Origin of the sequence: Flavobacterium panacis, from assembly GCF_024649945.1 — a bacterium.
Classification (GTDB): Bacteria; Bacteroidota; Bacteroidia; order Flavobacteriales; family Flavobacteriaceae; genus Flavobacterium; species Flavobacterium panacis.
Genome location: NZ_JANKMS010000005.1, coordinates 413,191 through 426,611 on the forward strand (window position 1 = coordinate 413,191; position 13,421 = coordinate 426,611).

At 32.7% G+C, this 13,421-nt stretch carries 16 protein-coding genes; 9 read left to right on the forward strand and 7 right to left on the reverse strand.

The genetic code is table 11. The features are described 5' to 3' along the window. The first annotated feature begins 183 nt into the window (after window positions 1-183). On the forward strand, window positions 184-1,704 hold the full coding sequence (locus tag NQQ59_RS13635) for an alpha-isopropylmalate synthase regulatory domain-containing protein (protein ID WP_144215888.1): 1,521 nt from the start codon (window positions 184-186) through the stop codon (window positions 1,702-1,704). Window positions 1,705-1,818: 114 nt separating this feature from the next. Next, window positions 1,819-2,874, forward strand: a complete 1,056-nt coding sequence (gene leuB, locus NQQ59_RS13640; protein ID WP_144215890.1) for a 3-isopropylmalate dehydrogenase — start codon at window positions 1,819-1,821, stop codon at window positions 2,872-2,874. A 109-nt stretch (window positions 2,875-2,983) separates the two neighbouring features. On the opposite strand, the gene NQQ59_RS13645 is transcribed toward leuB, so the two are convergent. Together NQQ59_RS13645 and NQQ59_RS13650 are read right to left on the reverse strand one after the other, a co-directional pair. Continuing rightward, window positions 2,984-3,328: an RNA recognition motif domain-containing protein gene (locus NQQ59_RS13645; RefSeq protein WP_144215892.1), complete on the reverse strand. Its 345-nt coding sequence runs from the start codon at window positions 3,326-3,328 to the stop codon at window positions 2,984-2,986. A 116-nt stretch (window positions 3,329-3,444) separates the two neighbouring features. Next, window positions 3,445-3,936 carry a DUF6252 family protein gene (locus NQQ59_RS13650; RefSeq protein ID WP_144215894.1) on the reverse strand — a complete coding sequence of 164 codons (492 nt, stop codon included), beginning with the start codon at window positions 3,934-3,936 and terminating at the stop codon, window positions 3,445-3,447. A 190-nt stretch (window positions 3,937-4,126) separates the two neighbouring features. Between NQQ59_RS13650 and NQQ59_RS13655 the strand changes: the two genes are divergently transcribed. The 3 genes from NQQ59_RS13655 to NQQ59_RS13665 all read left to right on the forward strand — a co-directional run bounded on the left by NQQ59_RS13655 (window position 4,127) and on the right by NQQ59_RS13665 (window position 5,997). Next, window positions 4,127-4,687, forward strand: coding sequence for a 30S ribosomal protein S16 (locus NQQ59_RS13655; RefSeq protein ID WP_144215896.1), 561 nt, complete (start codon window positions 4,127-4,129; stop codon window positions 4,685-4,687). Between the two features lie 15 nt (window positions 4,688-4,702). Then, window positions 4,703-5,227: a ribosome maturation factor RimM gene (gene rimM / locus NQQ59_RS13660; RefSeq protein WP_144215898.1), complete on the forward strand. Its 525-nt coding sequence runs from the start codon at window positions 4,703-4,705 to the stop codon at window positions 5,225-5,227. Between the two features lie 62 nt (window positions 5,228-5,289). Beyond that, entirely contained in the window at window positions 5,290-5,997 is a 708-nt protein-coding gene (locus NQQ59_RS13665) for a tRNA1(Val) (adenine(37)-N6)-methyltransferase (RefSeq protein WP_144215900.1), read from the forward strand. 51 nt (window positions 5,998-6,048) lie between these two features. On the opposite strand, the gene NQQ59_RS13670 is transcribed toward NQQ59_RS13665, so the two are convergent. From NQQ59_RS13670 to NQQ59_RS13690, 5 genes are all read right to left on the reverse strand, one after another. Then, the gene (locus NQQ59_RS13670; RefSeq protein WP_144215902.1) at window positions 6,049-7,338 is read right to left on the reverse strand and encodes an HlyD family secretion protein; all 1,290 of its coding nucleotides are present in this window, start codon (window positions 7,336-7,338) and stop codon (window positions 6,049-6,051) included. A 2-nt stretch (window positions 7,339-7,340) separates the two neighbouring features. Further along, complete coding sequence (locus NQQ59_RS13675) at window positions 7,341-9,533, reverse strand: peptidase domain-containing ABC transporter (RefSeq protein ID WP_144215904.1); 2,193 nt, start codon at window positions 9,531-9,533, stop codon at window positions 7,341-7,343. A gap of 572 nt (window positions 9,534-10,105) precedes the next feature. After that, complete coding sequence (locus tag NQQ59_RS13680) at window positions 10,106-10,237, reverse strand: hypothetical protein (RefSeq protein WP_257698309.1); 132 nt, start codon at window positions 10,235-10,237, stop codon at window positions 10,106-10,108. 68 nt (window positions 10,238-10,305) lie between these two features. Continuing rightward, entirely contained in the window at window positions 10,306-10,488 is a 183-nt protein-coding gene (locus NQQ59_RS13685; RefSeq protein WP_144215908.1) for a hypothetical protein, read from the reverse strand. Between the two features lie 29 nt (window positions 10,489-10,517). Then, the gene (locus NQQ59_RS13690) at window positions 10,518-12,074 is read right to left on the reverse strand and encodes a vitamin K epoxide reductase family protein (protein WP_144215910.1); all 1,557 of its coding nucleotides are present in this window, start codon (window positions 12,072-12,074) and stop codon (window positions 10,518-10,520) included. Window positions 12,075-12,658: 584 nt separating this feature from the next. On the opposite strand from NQQ59_RS13690, the gene NQQ59_RS13695 reads away from it, so the two are divergent. Genes NQQ59_RS13695 through NQQ59_RS13710 form a run of 4 tightly spaced genes read left to right on the forward strand, consistent with a single transcriptional unit; the run spans window position 12,659 to window position 13,386 of the window. After that, window positions 12,659-12,799 carry an rSAM-modified peptide gene (locus NQQ59_RS13695; RefSeq protein ID WP_144215912.1) on the forward strand — a complete coding sequence of 47 codons (141 nt, stop codon included), beginning with the start codon at window positions 12,659-12,661 and terminating at the stop codon, window positions 12,797-12,799. A 59-nt stretch (window positions 12,800-12,858) separates the two neighbouring features. Continuing rightward, window positions 12,859-12,999: an rSAM-modified peptide gene (locus NQQ59_RS13700; RefSeq protein WP_144215914.1), complete on the forward strand. Its 141-nt coding sequence runs from the start codon at window positions 12,859-12,861 to the stop codon at window positions 12,997-12,999. Between the two features lie 52 nt (window positions 13,000-13,051). Next, window positions 13,052-13,192 (forward strand): rSAM-modified peptide, encoded by a 141-nt coding sequence (locus tag NQQ59_RS13705; RefSeq protein ID WP_144215916.1) that lies wholly within the window; start codon window positions 13,052-13,054, stop codon window positions 13,190-13,192. A gap of 53 nt (window positions 13,193-13,245) precedes the next feature. Next, window positions 13,246-13,386, forward strand: coding sequence for an rSAM-modified peptide (locus tag NQQ59_RS13710; protein WP_144215918.1), 141 nt, complete (start codon window positions 13,246-13,248; stop codon window positions 13,384-13,386). Window positions 13,387-13,421 lie beyond the last annotated feature (35 nt).

Below are 13,421 nucleotides of genomic sequence, written 5' to 3' on the forward strand. Positions count from 1 at the left end.
GTCGGGTCTTTATAAGTTAAACAAAAAATTAGAACGCGGATGAAGCAGATTTGCTATCGCAAAGACGCGAATTTGCGCGGATTTTTTCTTTAACTAAAAAAATAAAATCAGTTTTTATCCGCGTCTTCGCGAAGGCGAATCCGTAAAATCTGCGTCCAATTACATCAGAATTATAATATCAATATGGAAAAAAGAAAAATTGAAATAATGGATACGACGCTCCGTGATGGTGAACAAACCTCAGGAGTATCATTTTCTGCTGCAGAAAAACTGACCATTGCGCAATTGTTGTTGGAGGAATTAAATATTGATAGAATTGAAATTGCTTCTGCACGTGTGAGTGAAGGAGAATTTAATGCTGTAAAAGCCATTACTTCGTGGGCCGAATTAAAAGGTTACATCAATAGAATTGAAGTGTTAACATTTGTTGACGGCGGTGTTTCAATTGATTGGATGAAAAAAGCTGGTGCAAAAGTGCAAAATTTATTGACTAAAGGCTCAATGAATCACTTAACACATCAGTTAAAAAAGACTCCTGAACAGCATTTTTCTGAAATCGCCCAAATCATTGCTTCCGCTAAAGAAAACAACATTGAAACCAATGTTTACTTGGAAGACTGGAGCAACGGAATGCGAAATTCTCCTGAATATGTTTTTCAGTTTTTAGAGTTTCTATCTACGCAACCAATCAAAAGAGTTTTACTTCCTGACACTTTAGGAGTTTTAATTCCCTCTTTGACTTTTGAATTTATTTCAAAAATTAAAGAAAAATATCCACAGATTCACTTTGATTTCCACGCACACAACGACTACGATTTAAGTGTTGCCAATGTTATGGAAGCCATAAAAGCAGGAATCAACGGACTTCATGTAACGGTAAACGGAATGGGAGAACGTGCCGGAAACGCACCTCTTGAAAGCACAGTTGCTGTAATCAATGATTATTTACCACAAGTAAATATCAACGTAAAAGAAACTTCATTGTATTCTGTAAGTAAATTGGTTGAAACGTTTACTGGTTATAGAATTCCTGCGAATAAACCAATTGTCGGCGATAACGTTTTTACGCAGACAGCTGGAATCCACGCCGATGGAGACAACAAAAACAATCTTTATTTTAACGATCTTCTTCCAGAACGTTTTGGGAGAAAACGTAAATACGCTCTAGGAAAAACTTCTGGAAAAGCTAATATCGAAAAAAATCTTCAGGAATTAGGTTTACAATTAAACCAGGAAGATTTGAAGTTGGTTACTCAGAGGATTATAGAATTGGGCGACAAAAAAGAAACTGTAACGAAGGAAGATCTTCCCTACATTATTTCTGATGTTTTGGACAGTCATACTTACGAAGAAAAAATCACAATCAATTCCTATATGCTGGTTCATTCGAAAGGAATGCGCCCATCGACGACTTTATCTTTAAATTTAAACGGAGAAATAATCGAAGAAAATGCTCAAGGAGATGGTCAGTTTGATGCTTTCATGAATGCTTTATCTAAAATTTACAAAAGCAAAAAACTTACACTTCCAAAATTGATTGACTATGCTGTGAGAATCCCACCAGGAAGTAGTTCTGACGCCTTATGCGAAACCATTATTACATGGGTAAACAACGGAAAAGAATTCAAAACCCGCGGATTAGATTCAGATCAAACCGTCGCAGCGATTATTGCGACGCAAAAAATGCTTAATATAATTACTTAATATTAGGGACAAAGGTTCAAAGTAACAAAGTGACAAAGTTTTGGTCTGCTTTTTTAAACTTTGAACCTTTGTTACTTTGTCACTTTGAACCTTAAAATATAAATTATTTAAAAAATGAAATTAAACATAGCCCTTTTAGCCGGAGACGGAATCGGACCAGAAGTAATCGATCAAGCCGTAAAAGTATCAGATGCTATTGCACAAAAATTTGGACATGAAATTACTTGGAAACCAGCTTTAACTGGTGCTGCCGCAATTGATGCAGTAGGTGAACCTTATCCAGATGAAACACACGAAGTTTGTAAAAATGCTGATGCTGTTCTTTTTGGAGCAATTGGTCACCCTAAATATGATAACGATCCTTCTGCACCAGTACGTCCAGAACAAGGTTTGTTAAAAATGCGTAAAGCATTAGGTTTGTTTGCAAACGTAAGACCAACTTTTACATTCCCTTCATTATTAGACAAATCTCCATTAAAAAGAGAAAGAATCGAAGGAACTGATTTAGTTTTCTTAAGAGAATTAACAGGCGGTATTTACTTTGGAGAAAAAGGAAGAAAAGACAACGGAGATACTGCTTACGACAACTGTGTTTACACAAGAGCTGAAGTTCAGCGTTTAGCTAAAAAAGGTTTCGAATTGGCAATGACTCGTTCTAAAAAATTATGTTGCGTTGACAAAGCAAACGTTTTGGAAACTTCACGTTTATGGAGAGAAACAGTTCAAGCAATGGAAAAAGATTATCCAGAAGTTGAAGTTTCATACGAGTTTGTTGATGCTGTAGCAATGCGTTTGGTTCAATGGCCAAACTCTTATGACGTTTTAATTACAGAGAACTTATTTGGAGATATCTTAACAGATGAAGCTTCTGTAATTTCAGGTTCAATGGGATTAATGCCTTCTGCTTCTATGGGAGCTGAAGTATCTTTATTTGAGCCTATTCACGGCTCATATCCACAAGCTACAGGATTAAACATTGCTAACCCAATGGCTACAGTTTTATCTGCAGCTATGATGTTCGAAAACTTCGGATTAATGGAAGAAGGAAAAGCAATGAGAGATGCTGTAAACAAAGCTTTAGAAGCTGGAGTAGTTACTGAGGATTTAGCAAACGGAGGTAAAGCATACGGTACTAAAGAAGTTGGTGACTGGTTAGCTGCGAACGTATAATAGTTTATTTTGTTTCAGGTCTCAAGTTTGTTGAAATGTGAGACCTGAAATCTGAAACAAAAAAGGGATAAACAAATGTTTATCCCTTTCATATTTTAGAAAAAATCTCTTAGTAATCTCCTCTGTTTCCGCGATCTCCGCCACGGTTGTTTCCATAACCACCGCGATTATTTCCTCCGCGGTTGTTGTTAAAACTTCTTCTTTCGCCTTCTGGTTTTGGTTCAGATTTATTTACAACAATTGTACGTCCTGAAACAACAGCTCCATTTAATTCGTCGATTGCTTTTTGAGCCTCAGCATCATTTGGCATTTCAACAAAACCGAATCCTTTACTTCTTCCTGTAAATTTATCAGTAATAATTTTAACAGAGTCAACTGTTCCATAAGCCTCAAAAGACTCTCTTAAATCTGCTTCCTCAATACTGAAAGGAAGGCTTCCAATGAAAATATTCATAGATACTTTTTTATAATAATAAACAAATGTAACCTTATTTCCATCTAATCTACTATGGTATGAATTTATTTAAGTTTTTATTGGGATTTAAGAAAATTTAGCTTAATAACTAAAATCTATTCAGCGGATAACTTAGGATCTCCAACGACTGAAATTTTGTAGAAAACACCTTCCGTAAAATTAATTTTAGGATTTTCAACATCTCCTGCATCTCTATTAATTGCTGTAAATCTAAATGTTCCTGAAATCGTACTATTTTTAGTGTCATAATCTGTGATAACAATTTGTCCATTACCATAATTTTCTCCTGTAGAATAAAAAGATAGAATAGAAGGAAGCGTATTTTCATAAGTAGCTTTAGAAATCTCATTCACTCCTAAACTATAAGATTGTTCTGCAGAGGACTGAGTTTGCAACACAACTTTTTCATAACCCAAATTCCCTTCAATGACTATTGTTCCATTAGAATTCAAATAAGCTTTATAGGCCTGTGCTCTCCAAAAAGTATTATCTTTTAAAGCCTGAAAAGCAGGATTATTGAATCTGACATCCTCTGTACAAGATGTAACGATAAGTAAAAGTGATAAAAAGTAAAAGTATTTTTTCATATTTAAAATGAATTTCATGCAAAAGTATTGCATTAAGGTCTAAATACTTAAATTAAAAAGTCAAAAAAATGCTAAAAAACACTACTTAAATATAATTAATATCTTTAAAACGAATTATTGATAAAAAAATTATATCTTTGCGCCCTTAATTAACAGAGGTCGAGTACCTCAAAATTTAATCATAAAGATTATGTCAGTAAAAATTAGATTACAAAGACACGGTAAAAAAGGAAAACCTTTTTACTGGGTTGTAGCTGCAGATGCACGCTCAAAAAGAGATGGTAAATACTTAGAGAAAATCGGTACTTACAATCCAAATACTAACCCAGCAACTGTTGAGTTAAACCTTGACAGCGCAGTCAAATGGTTACACAATGGTGCTCAACCAACTGATACTGCAAGAGCTATCCTTTCTTACAAAGGTGCTTTATTGAAACACCACCTTGACGGAGGAGTTCGTAAAGGAGCTTTAACTCAAGAGCAAGCAGATGCTAAATTAACTGCATGGTTAGAAGCAAAAGCTGGAAAAGTTGATGCTAAAAAAGATGGTTTATCTAAAGCTAAAGCTGATGCTAAAGCTACAGCATTAAAAGCAGAGAAAGAAGTTAACGCTAAACGTGTTGCTGATGCTGCTGCTGCACAAGCTGAAGCTGCTGCCGCTGCACAAGCTGCTGAGGCTACAGAAGAAGTTGCTGAAGCAACTGAAGAAGCTCCTGCTGCTGAAGAGAATAACGAAACAACTGAAGCATAATTTTACTTAGCGATAATGCGTAAAGAAGAATGTTTTTATTTAGGTAAAATCGCTAAAAAATTTAGTTTCAAGGGGGAAGTTCTGATCTATTTAGACACAGACGAACCTGAGTTATACGAAAATCTGGAATCAGTGTTTGTTGAACACAACAAACACTTGGTTCCTTTTTTTATTGAAACAAGTTCTTTACACAAAAACGACTTTTTAAGAGTTCGTTTTGAAGATGTAAATACCGAAGAAGATGCTGATGCTCTTGTTGGAAACGGCATATATCTTCCTTTAACCATGTTGCCAAAACTTACAGGTAACAAATTCTATTTTCACGAAGTTATTGGTTTTGAAATCGAAGACCAGCGTTTAGGTGTTTTCGGAAAAATTACTTCTATTAATGATTCTACTGCCCAACCTCTTTTTGAAGTTTTAAATGGTGAAGTAGAAATCCTAGTTCCAATGATTGATAATTTTCTTGTAAAAATCGATCGTGAAAACAAAAAGGTCATCATGAATCTTCCTGAAGGTCTGGTGGAGATGTATCTTTAATTAAGTATTCAGTCACAGTGTTCAGTGTTCAGCTTCCTAACTGAACTTAAAAATAATTCATCATGTTTAAATTTAAGCAATTCTCTATCAACCAAGATCGTTGCGCTATGAAAGTCGGCACAGATGGTGTTTTACTTGGCGCTTGGGCTCCAATAAATCACAATCCTTTTAGCGTTTTAGATATTGGTGCTGGAACTGGAATTATTGCTTTAATGCTAGCACAGCGAACTCATGCAGAACAAATTGATGCGCTTGAAATTGATGAAGATGCATATGAACAAGCAGTAGAAAATTTTGAAGCTTCTCCTTGGGGTGATCGTTTGTTTTGTTTTCATGCTGGTTTAGATGAATTTATTGAAGAACCTGAAGACGAATACGATTTGATTGTTTCAAATCCACCTTTTTATGCTGAAGATTACAAAACAGACAATGAACAACGTGATTTAGCTCGTTTTCAAGACGCAATGCCTTTTGAAGAAATTGTTGAAGCTGCCGATTTATTACTTTCGGAAAACGGAATTCTAGCAATTATTATCCCTTTCAAAGAGGAAGAAAAATTTATTGCTTTAGCGAAAGAATTTGAACTATACCCCTTAAAAATTACCCGAGTAAAAGGAGCTCCAAAATCTGAAATCAAACGTAGCTTATTGGCTTTTAGTCGAAATGAAGTTTCTGAAATTGAAATCGATGAATTAATTATTGAAATTGATCGTCATGTTTATACTCCAGAATATATTGAGTTAACTAAAGAGTTTTATTTAAAGATGTAAAAAACATATTGGTTAAAGTTTTAAAACTTTGACAAAGAATCACAATTGTTTTTAAACCTGTTCAAAAATATTCTTAAACTGATACAGAATCCTCTCGATTAAACGCAAATCTTCTGTCACAATTTCGGCACTTCCTTTCATTTCCTGCTGAAAAACGATTTGTTTATCATAAGAAGTTTTTAAACCGTTTGGCAGAGTAACATCTACTAATAAATTTCCATCTTTATCTGGAACTAGTGAAATATTTTTAATTTCACCTTTTAATACTCCAAATTCTCTATCAGGATAATTAGCCAAACGAATATTCACGCGTTGCCCTACTTTTATTTTCCCCGAATTTAAAGCTGGCGCTTTGACTTTTCCAATAAAGCTGTTTTTTGCATCTGGAATAATTGAAAAGACATTGTCTCCAACATTTATAGTCTGATTTTCATTCCAAACTTGCAAAAAAGTAACCTTACCACTAATAGAAGATTTTAGTGCATATGCGAGTTCCCAGTCTCTTATTATTTTTTTTAATTGATAAAATGACTGCGAAACACTGCGATCGAGGTTAACTTCTTCTTTAGTGCTGTTTATTTGCGAATTCTCGCTAGATTTTGTGTTATCAATCAAAGAAGATCTTAGTTGAGAAATTGAAGACAATAAACTTCTATAATTCTTTTGTGCCTGAAGGAAATTTAATTTTTTAACTTCCATTTCTTGAGCAGAAATAATCCCCTTGTTGAATAGCGTTTCAAAACGAGCAACTTCATTCTTTTGCAATTCTAATTCTCGTTCGTTTATTAATTTTTGCTGCTGCAAAATTTCCAATCTTTCTGTTATCTGAATTTTCTCTGATTGCTGTGCTCTTCTTTCAACTTGAAAAGGATGCAAATCTTTATTCAGTTCCTGAGCCTGATAATCTTTCTGAAAAGCAGCGTAAGCACTTTCTATTTCACCTAATTGCAAGTTTTTCAATAAATCAAAAGGAAATTCTTTTTTTGAATTGTTAATATCATAACCGTCGACAATACTTTTTAATAAAAAAACATCTTTGTAATTTGCTGTATTTTCAATAATGGCTAATGTGCTATTCTTTTCAACTAATGTTTTGTTTTTAACTAATATCGCCTCAATACGCCCAGAAGATTTTGAAACAATTTTTTCTGGCGGAATATTAGTTGTAATCACAATTTCGGTTCTTACCACATCCGGATATTTTACAAACCAGGACACAAAAAACAACATTACGATAATGGCAAATATCAAGACCGTTCCCCATCGTATCATCCAATGCGGTACTTTGGTTAGGATATCCTGAACCTCTTCGCTTCTTAACTCAAATGAATCTTCTGTCATGCTTAATTTCCTAATTGCAGTTGGTTTTTAACTAATTCAAAATAATTACCTTTTTGCTCTACTAATGCAGAATGATTTCCAATTTCGATAATTTTTCCTTTATCCAAAACCACGATCTGATCAGCATTCATTACAGTACTTAATCGATGTGCAATGACAACTACCGTTTTATTTTCGAAAAAGATATCCAGTTTCTTCATAATTTCTTTTTCATTGTTGGCATCTAAAGCGGAAGTCGCTTCATCAAAAAACAAAACTTCTGGATTTTTATAAACTGCTCTCGCAATTAAAAGACGCTGTTTTTGTCCCGTACTCATTCCTAATCCTTCTGCTCCAATTTTGGTATTAAAACCAAGAGGTAATCCGGCTATGTATTCTTTAATATTGGCAACTTCGGCGGCATAAAGTAATCGCTCTTTGTCTACTCTGTCCGAACCAAAAGCGATATTATTAGCTATAGTATCACTAAAAATAAAACCTTCTTGCATTACTGCTCCAACATTTGTCCTCCAGGCTTTCTGAGAGATATTTTTAAGTTGAGTACTTCCAATTATTACTTCTCCTTTTTCAGGTTCGTAAAACTTTAAAAGTAGCTTCATTAGCGTTGTTTTTCCACTTCCGCTGACTCCCACAATTGCAGTTACTTTATTTGCAGGAATTACTAAATTTAAATTATCCAAAACAGGAGTATCTGAACCTAAATAACGAAAAGAAAGATTCTTTACCTCAATATCAACATCAAGAGGAACTTCATTTGTCTGATGCTGTTCCTGTTGGAGTTCATCTTCTTTTTGATGAATTTCAGACAATCTGGCCAACGAAATTTTCGCATCCTGCAATTCTCTGACAAATTCTATTAATTGCGTAATTGGGCCGTTTAAACTCCCTACAATCGCACTTATAGCAAGCATCATACCTAGTGTTATAGAACCTTCAATCACTAATTTTGCAGAAAGCAGGATTATAAATATGTTTTTTAATTCATTAATTACAGATGAACCAATTGTCTGTGTCTGTTCTAAAATGAGGCCTTTTATCGAAACCCTAAAAAGTCTTGCCTGCACATATTCCCAGCCCCAACGTTTTTGTTTTTCGGCATTATGAAGCTTTATTTCCTGCATTCCGTTAATCAGTTCCATAACTTTATTTTGTTCGTTTGAAACTTCTGCAAAACGTTTATAATCGAGAGCTTCTCGTCTTTTTAAGAACAGTGTAATCCATCCAAAATAGAAAACGCTCCCTACAAAGAATACCAAAAAGATCTGTAGATTGAAATAAGCCAAAACAGCGCCCATAACAAACATATTGATTACCGAGAAAAGTACATTCAAAGAAGATGTGGTCAGAATTTTTTCTATACGTCGATGATCATTTATTCGCTGCATAATATCTCCCGTCATACGAACATCAAAAAAGGAAATAGGCAGATTCATTAATTTGATAAAGAAATCTGAAATAAGAGAAATATTGATTCTTGTGGATAAATGCAATAGAATCCAGCTCCTAATTAATTCTAAGCCTGTTCTTCCAGCGAAAATAAACAGCATTGCAAACAGAATCAAATAAATGAAATGGATATTCTGATTCTGAATTCCGACATCGACAATACTTTGGGTTAAAAACGGAAATATTAAATTAAGCAAACTGCTTGCTAAAAGTCCAATTGCAAGCTGAATAAGAAATGATTTGTATTGAAATAAATATTTAAAAAGGAATCGAAACCCCAAACCAGAGTTTTCTTCTCTATCAAAATCAGATTCAAAAAATTTCGGGGTTGCTTCTATCAATAATGCGATACCTTCTTTTGTTGTATCATTAGCATTATTACCAATCCAAAACTTTACAAAATCTTCTTTGTTATATTCTAAAAGTCCAAAAGCAGGATCGGAGATATAATATTTATTATTTTTTATTTTATAAAGTACTACATAATGATCTTTATTCCAGTGAAGAATACATGGCAGAGGAGCTTCTTCTATTCGTTGTACTGATAATTTTACTCCTAAGGTTCTAAAACCAATTTTTTCGGCGGCATCACTCAAAAAAAGCAGATTACTTCCTTCACGAGTGGTTTCGCTAAAATCTCTCAACTCCTGAATATTGATTGTCTTCCCGTAATATTTAGCTATAATTTTTAAACATGTAGGCCCACAATCTTTATGGTCGGCTTGTCTATAATGGGCGAATTTTTTCAATTTATTTTGATTTATTCAAGACGAATGTAGGAAAAATTTTTCTTGTTAATCCATAAAAAAACAGAGAAGATATAAATCTTCTCTGTTTCGGTATTTATAAACAAATTATCAGCAACACAATTTCTTTAGGACATGGCCGCGGTTTTACCCTAACCAAATAAAATTAAACACAGCGGCCAACTCCTAAGAATCCCAGTACCAATCATCAATACTGAGAAAATGCTCAATGTTCCACGATCGAGCGCCTATACATTCAAAAAAAACATGACTAAATTCTAAATAAGGCTATATCGTATTACTTTTAAAAAAGTTAAAAATCAACAACAAAGACGACTTGTATCACAAATACCTGATGATGTATTTATCGGACAAGTTTCGCCTGGTGGTATTAAAATGCATCCTGCTTGCATGGCATAAACCCAACACTCAGGAATTCCTCCTCTCATAGTTTTTTGCTCATTTCTATTTATAATCTGAGCACCATTTAGATTTAAAATTTTTTTCAGCATTTGAATACCATTTTTATAGTAACAGAGTTTTATATAATCTCTGTTACTATATAAATATTAAAATTAGCAAGCATAATTTTTTTCAACAACAGCATCATGACAATTAGGTTCCTGTGTTTCACCTCCTAAAATGTTTTTCTGCTCTTTTTTGGTCAGCTTTTTAGTCTCTTTACTCTTTAAAATCTTTTCTAACATAATTGGTTATTTACGTTTTTTGGGTAAGTCTCAAAATCCGGGAAACCTTGAGACTTTAGATCTTTAGTTTAACAGCTTCCAACATAGCTATTTGGCACACAACTCCAATATGATGGAACTGTTCCATATTCTGTACATCTTTTAGCTTTAAAACCATCCTCACAAATAGGAGCATTTCCTCCGTTTATTGTTTTTTGCTCATTCGCAGTCAATTCTACTGCACCTTTCAATTTCAATATATTCTTTAACATAACGCAGGTATTTTGGGGTTACTATATCTTTATGCGATTCTTTCTAAAACCTGAACTTCATCTACATAGTCGTTCAGGAAGTATTTTAATTCGTTTAATTCATATTCATTTGGAAATAATCTCTCATTTACAATTTTAACTGGTGTATAATTGAAATTATTCATCGAACACCAATCATATTGTTTCTGAATTTCCTGGCTAATCATCATACTAATAGAGTCTACATGCCATTTTTTTAGCCATTTTTTATAAGCCATTCTTTTAATATACCAATCTGAAATTGCTTCAACAGTTTTTCCAGGAGTTGTTCTATTGATTGTTAAAAGTCTCTCAACAACAGCTTTATAAGGATTATCGTTGTTTTCTGGATTGATATTAAAAAGAACGTTCAAAAATATTCTATCCGGAAATTTGAGTACCAATTCAAATGCTTCCTGAAATGTTTTATAACAATGTCCACAACTCGGACTCAATATAATGGAAAGCTTTACAGCTGCATTTTTATTCCCAAAATTCAAACCTCTTAAATCTTCAAATCCTTTAGTATATTTTACTTTTTTTGACAGGAAGTTTAGTAGTGAATAATTTCTTTTAAACTTTTTAAGTTCTTTTAATGAGTATTCGTTATCTAGCAAATTCTTAATCATTACTTTAACTGCTGCCCAAATCGGAATTAAAAGCAACAAAGAGAATACATATGGAAAAACAGTACTGAAACTAAAACTTAGTGTAAAAAGATCTGATGAAAACCACACGATACTTTGAACTAGTATTAAAAACGATACTGCTAAACACATTACACACCATTTTTGAATTTCAAATTTCTGAATCCAGATAGAACAAACTACCACAGGAATTGCCAACAAACTTAAAAATCCAACAAATATTGCTGAGCTTAATGGCTGAACCAAAATTGCAATAATGCTTGAACTAAAGAAAAGCAATGGCAAATCTGAAAAACTTAACCATCTGTTTGCAATATCATCATTGAAGCTTATAACCGAATGACAAGAAGAGTTAGAACTTAAATTACAAAATTTTGAAATTACAGTGTTTTTAACTCCCCATTTTTGCTGAACAATAAATATGCTCACAATCAAACCTAATATGGAGGTCACTAAAAAAACACTGCTAAATAAATTAAAACCATTATAGAAAAGAGATAATCCTGTAAGAAGCACTAAAGGCAGAAAATATTTTAACCAATTGTACTCTACTTTTAAATTTTCTCTTGCAACTACATTATTTGGTTCGATTGCCACAATTACTCCATTCCAATCCAGAAGAAATTTATCGTATGATATTTTTTTACTTCCTTTTTTCAATGTTGTAATTCGAACACCATTTTTAATTTTCTCGACCAGAATTAATTCCTCTTTAAAATAAGCCAAAAAATTAGATGGTAAATCAACGATTTGTTCTTTCGAAACTCTTACTGCTGCATTCTCTACAGAAAGCAAATCGAACGAGTCTGTAATGGCAAATAAACTTGGATAATTTGGATGAGATAAAAACAGATCCTTGAACTCATTTTTTATGTCTGAGTACTTGTTGATTTGTAGAAATTTTTGGACCAGTTTTAACATCACTTTTGATCGTTTTTAAATCATAATTACACTGCAAAGATTGGAGTTTTTATTGATAAAAATCGCATGTATATATACATTTTATTAATTATACCACATACAATTTATAAATTATACCAAGTATAGTGCATTACATAAATAACTACAAAACAATTACTTACGCTTTATTTTTTCCAATAAAAACCTTAGAAAGTCTATTTTCGATTAACGGCTGTACTTTTTATCTAGTTTTGGAAAAGCAATAATCTAAACATCTAAAAACATGAAAAAGAGGGCATAAAAATTTTATGATTTTCAAGAAAATAATCATAAAAAATGGGGTGAAAAAATGATGAAAAAAAGTGTAAAATTCACTTCAAATTTGATACAAAATACTTCCCAAAAAGCGCAAAAAAAGACAGCTTTAAAATAAGATAAAACCTATAAAAACATTCCGTTTTTTAATGTCTTTTTAGCAAAAAAATAAACTCAAAATTATTACATAACCAATTTTAAAACGCTTTTTTAGAGCAACAAAACAAAATTGCATTAAGTCATTTATGAACGATTAATCGTATTAAAAAATAATTTAAAAAAATATAGACATGAAAAATTCAGCATTAAAATTCAAAGATTTCCAAACAGAAACAATCTCTAAGAAAGAGCAAAAAACAATTATTGGCGGTGGAAATGACATCGATCCAAATGATCCAAGAAAAAACAACGGCGGAAACGGAAACAACTAATTTCCAGCTTAAATAAAATTCCAGAAAAAATAATCCAAAAAAATTTAAAATCTAAAATCATGAAAACTAAAACATTCACATTTAAAGATTTCCAAGCAGATACAATCTCTAAAAAAGAGCAAAAAACAATTATGGGTGGTGGTAATGACACAGATCCTAATGATCCAAGAAAAAACAATGGAGGAAACGGAAATCCTTGATTTCTAATTAATAGAAAAAACCTCAACAAATCTAATCCAAAAATTTAAAATCATGAAAACTAAAATATTCACATTCAAAGATTTCCAAGCAGATACAATCTCTAGAAAAGAGCAAAAAACAATTATGGGTGGTGGTAATGACACAGATCCTAATGATCCAAGAAAAAACAATGGAGGAAACGGAAATCCTTGATTTCTAATTAATAGAAAAAACCTCAACAAATCTAATCCAAAAAATTTAAAATCATGAAAACTAAAATATTCACATTCAAAGATTTCCAAGCAGAAACAATCTCTAAAAAAGAGCAAAAAACAATTATGGGTGGTGGTGACGACATAGATCCGAATGATCCAAGAAAAAACAATGGAGGAAACGGAAATCCTTGATTTCTAATTAATAGAAAAAACCTCAACAAATCTAA

Bases quoted from the DNA above. Each gene is read 5' to 3' on its own strand.
- NQQ59_RS13635 (WP_144215888.1), top strand. From the start codon at position 184: ATGGAAAAAAGAAAAATTGAAATAATGGATACGACGCTCCGTGATGGT.
- leuB (WP_144215890.1), top strand. From the start codon at position 1,819: ATGAAATTAAACATAGCCCTTTTAGCCGGAGACGGAATCGGACCAGAA.
- NQQ59_RS13645 (WP_144215892.1), bottom strand. From the start codon at position 3,328: ATGAATATTTTCATTGGAAGCCTTCCTTTCAGTATTGAGGAAGCAGAT.
- NQQ59_RS13650 (WP_144215894.1), bottom strand. From the start codon at position 3,936: ATGAAAAAATACTTTTACTTTTTATCACTTTTACTTATCGTTACATCT.
- NQQ59_RS13655 (WP_144215896.1), top strand. From the start codon at position 4,127: ATGTCAGTAAAAATTAGATTACAAAGACACGGTAAAAAAGGAAAACCT.
- rimM (WP_144215898.1), top strand. From the start codon at position 4,703: ATGCGTAAAGAAGAATGTTTTTATTTAGGTAAAATCGCTAAAAAATTT.
- NQQ59_RS13665 (WP_144215900.1), top strand. From the start codon at position 5,290: ATGTTTAAATTTAAGCAATTCTCTATCAACCAAGATCGTTGCGCTATG.
- NQQ59_RS13670 (WP_144215902.1), bottom strand. From the start codon at position 7,338: ATGACAGAAGATTCATTTGAGTTAAGAAGCGAAGAGGTTCAGGATATC.
- NQQ59_RS13680 (WP_257698309.1), bottom strand. From the start codon at position 10,237: ATGTTAGAAAAGATTTTAAAGAGTAAAGAGACTAAAAAGCTGACCAAA.
- NQQ59_RS13685 (WP_144215908.1), bottom strand. From the start codon at position 10,488: ATGTTAAAGAATATATTGAAATTGAAAGGTGCAGTAGAATTGACTGCG.
- NQQ59_RS13690 (WP_144215910.1), bottom strand. From the start codon at position 12,074: ATGTTAAAACTGGTCCAAAAATTTCTACAAATCAACAAGTACTCAGAC.
- NQQ59_RS13695 (WP_144215912.1), top strand. From the start codon at position 12,659: ATGAAAAATTCAGCATTAAAATTCAAAGATTTCCAAACAGAAACAATC.
- NQQ59_RS13700 (WP_144215914.1), top strand. From the start codon at position 12,859: ATGAAAACTAAAACATTCACATTTAAAGATTTCCAAGCAGATACAATC.
- NQQ59_RS13705 (WP_144215916.1), top strand. From the start codon at position 13,052: ATGAAAACTAAAATATTCACATTCAAAGATTTCCAAGCAGATACAATC.
- NQQ59_RS13710 (WP_144215918.1), top strand. From the start codon at position 13,246: ATGAAAACTAAAATATTCACATTCAAAGATTTCCAAGCAGAAACAATC.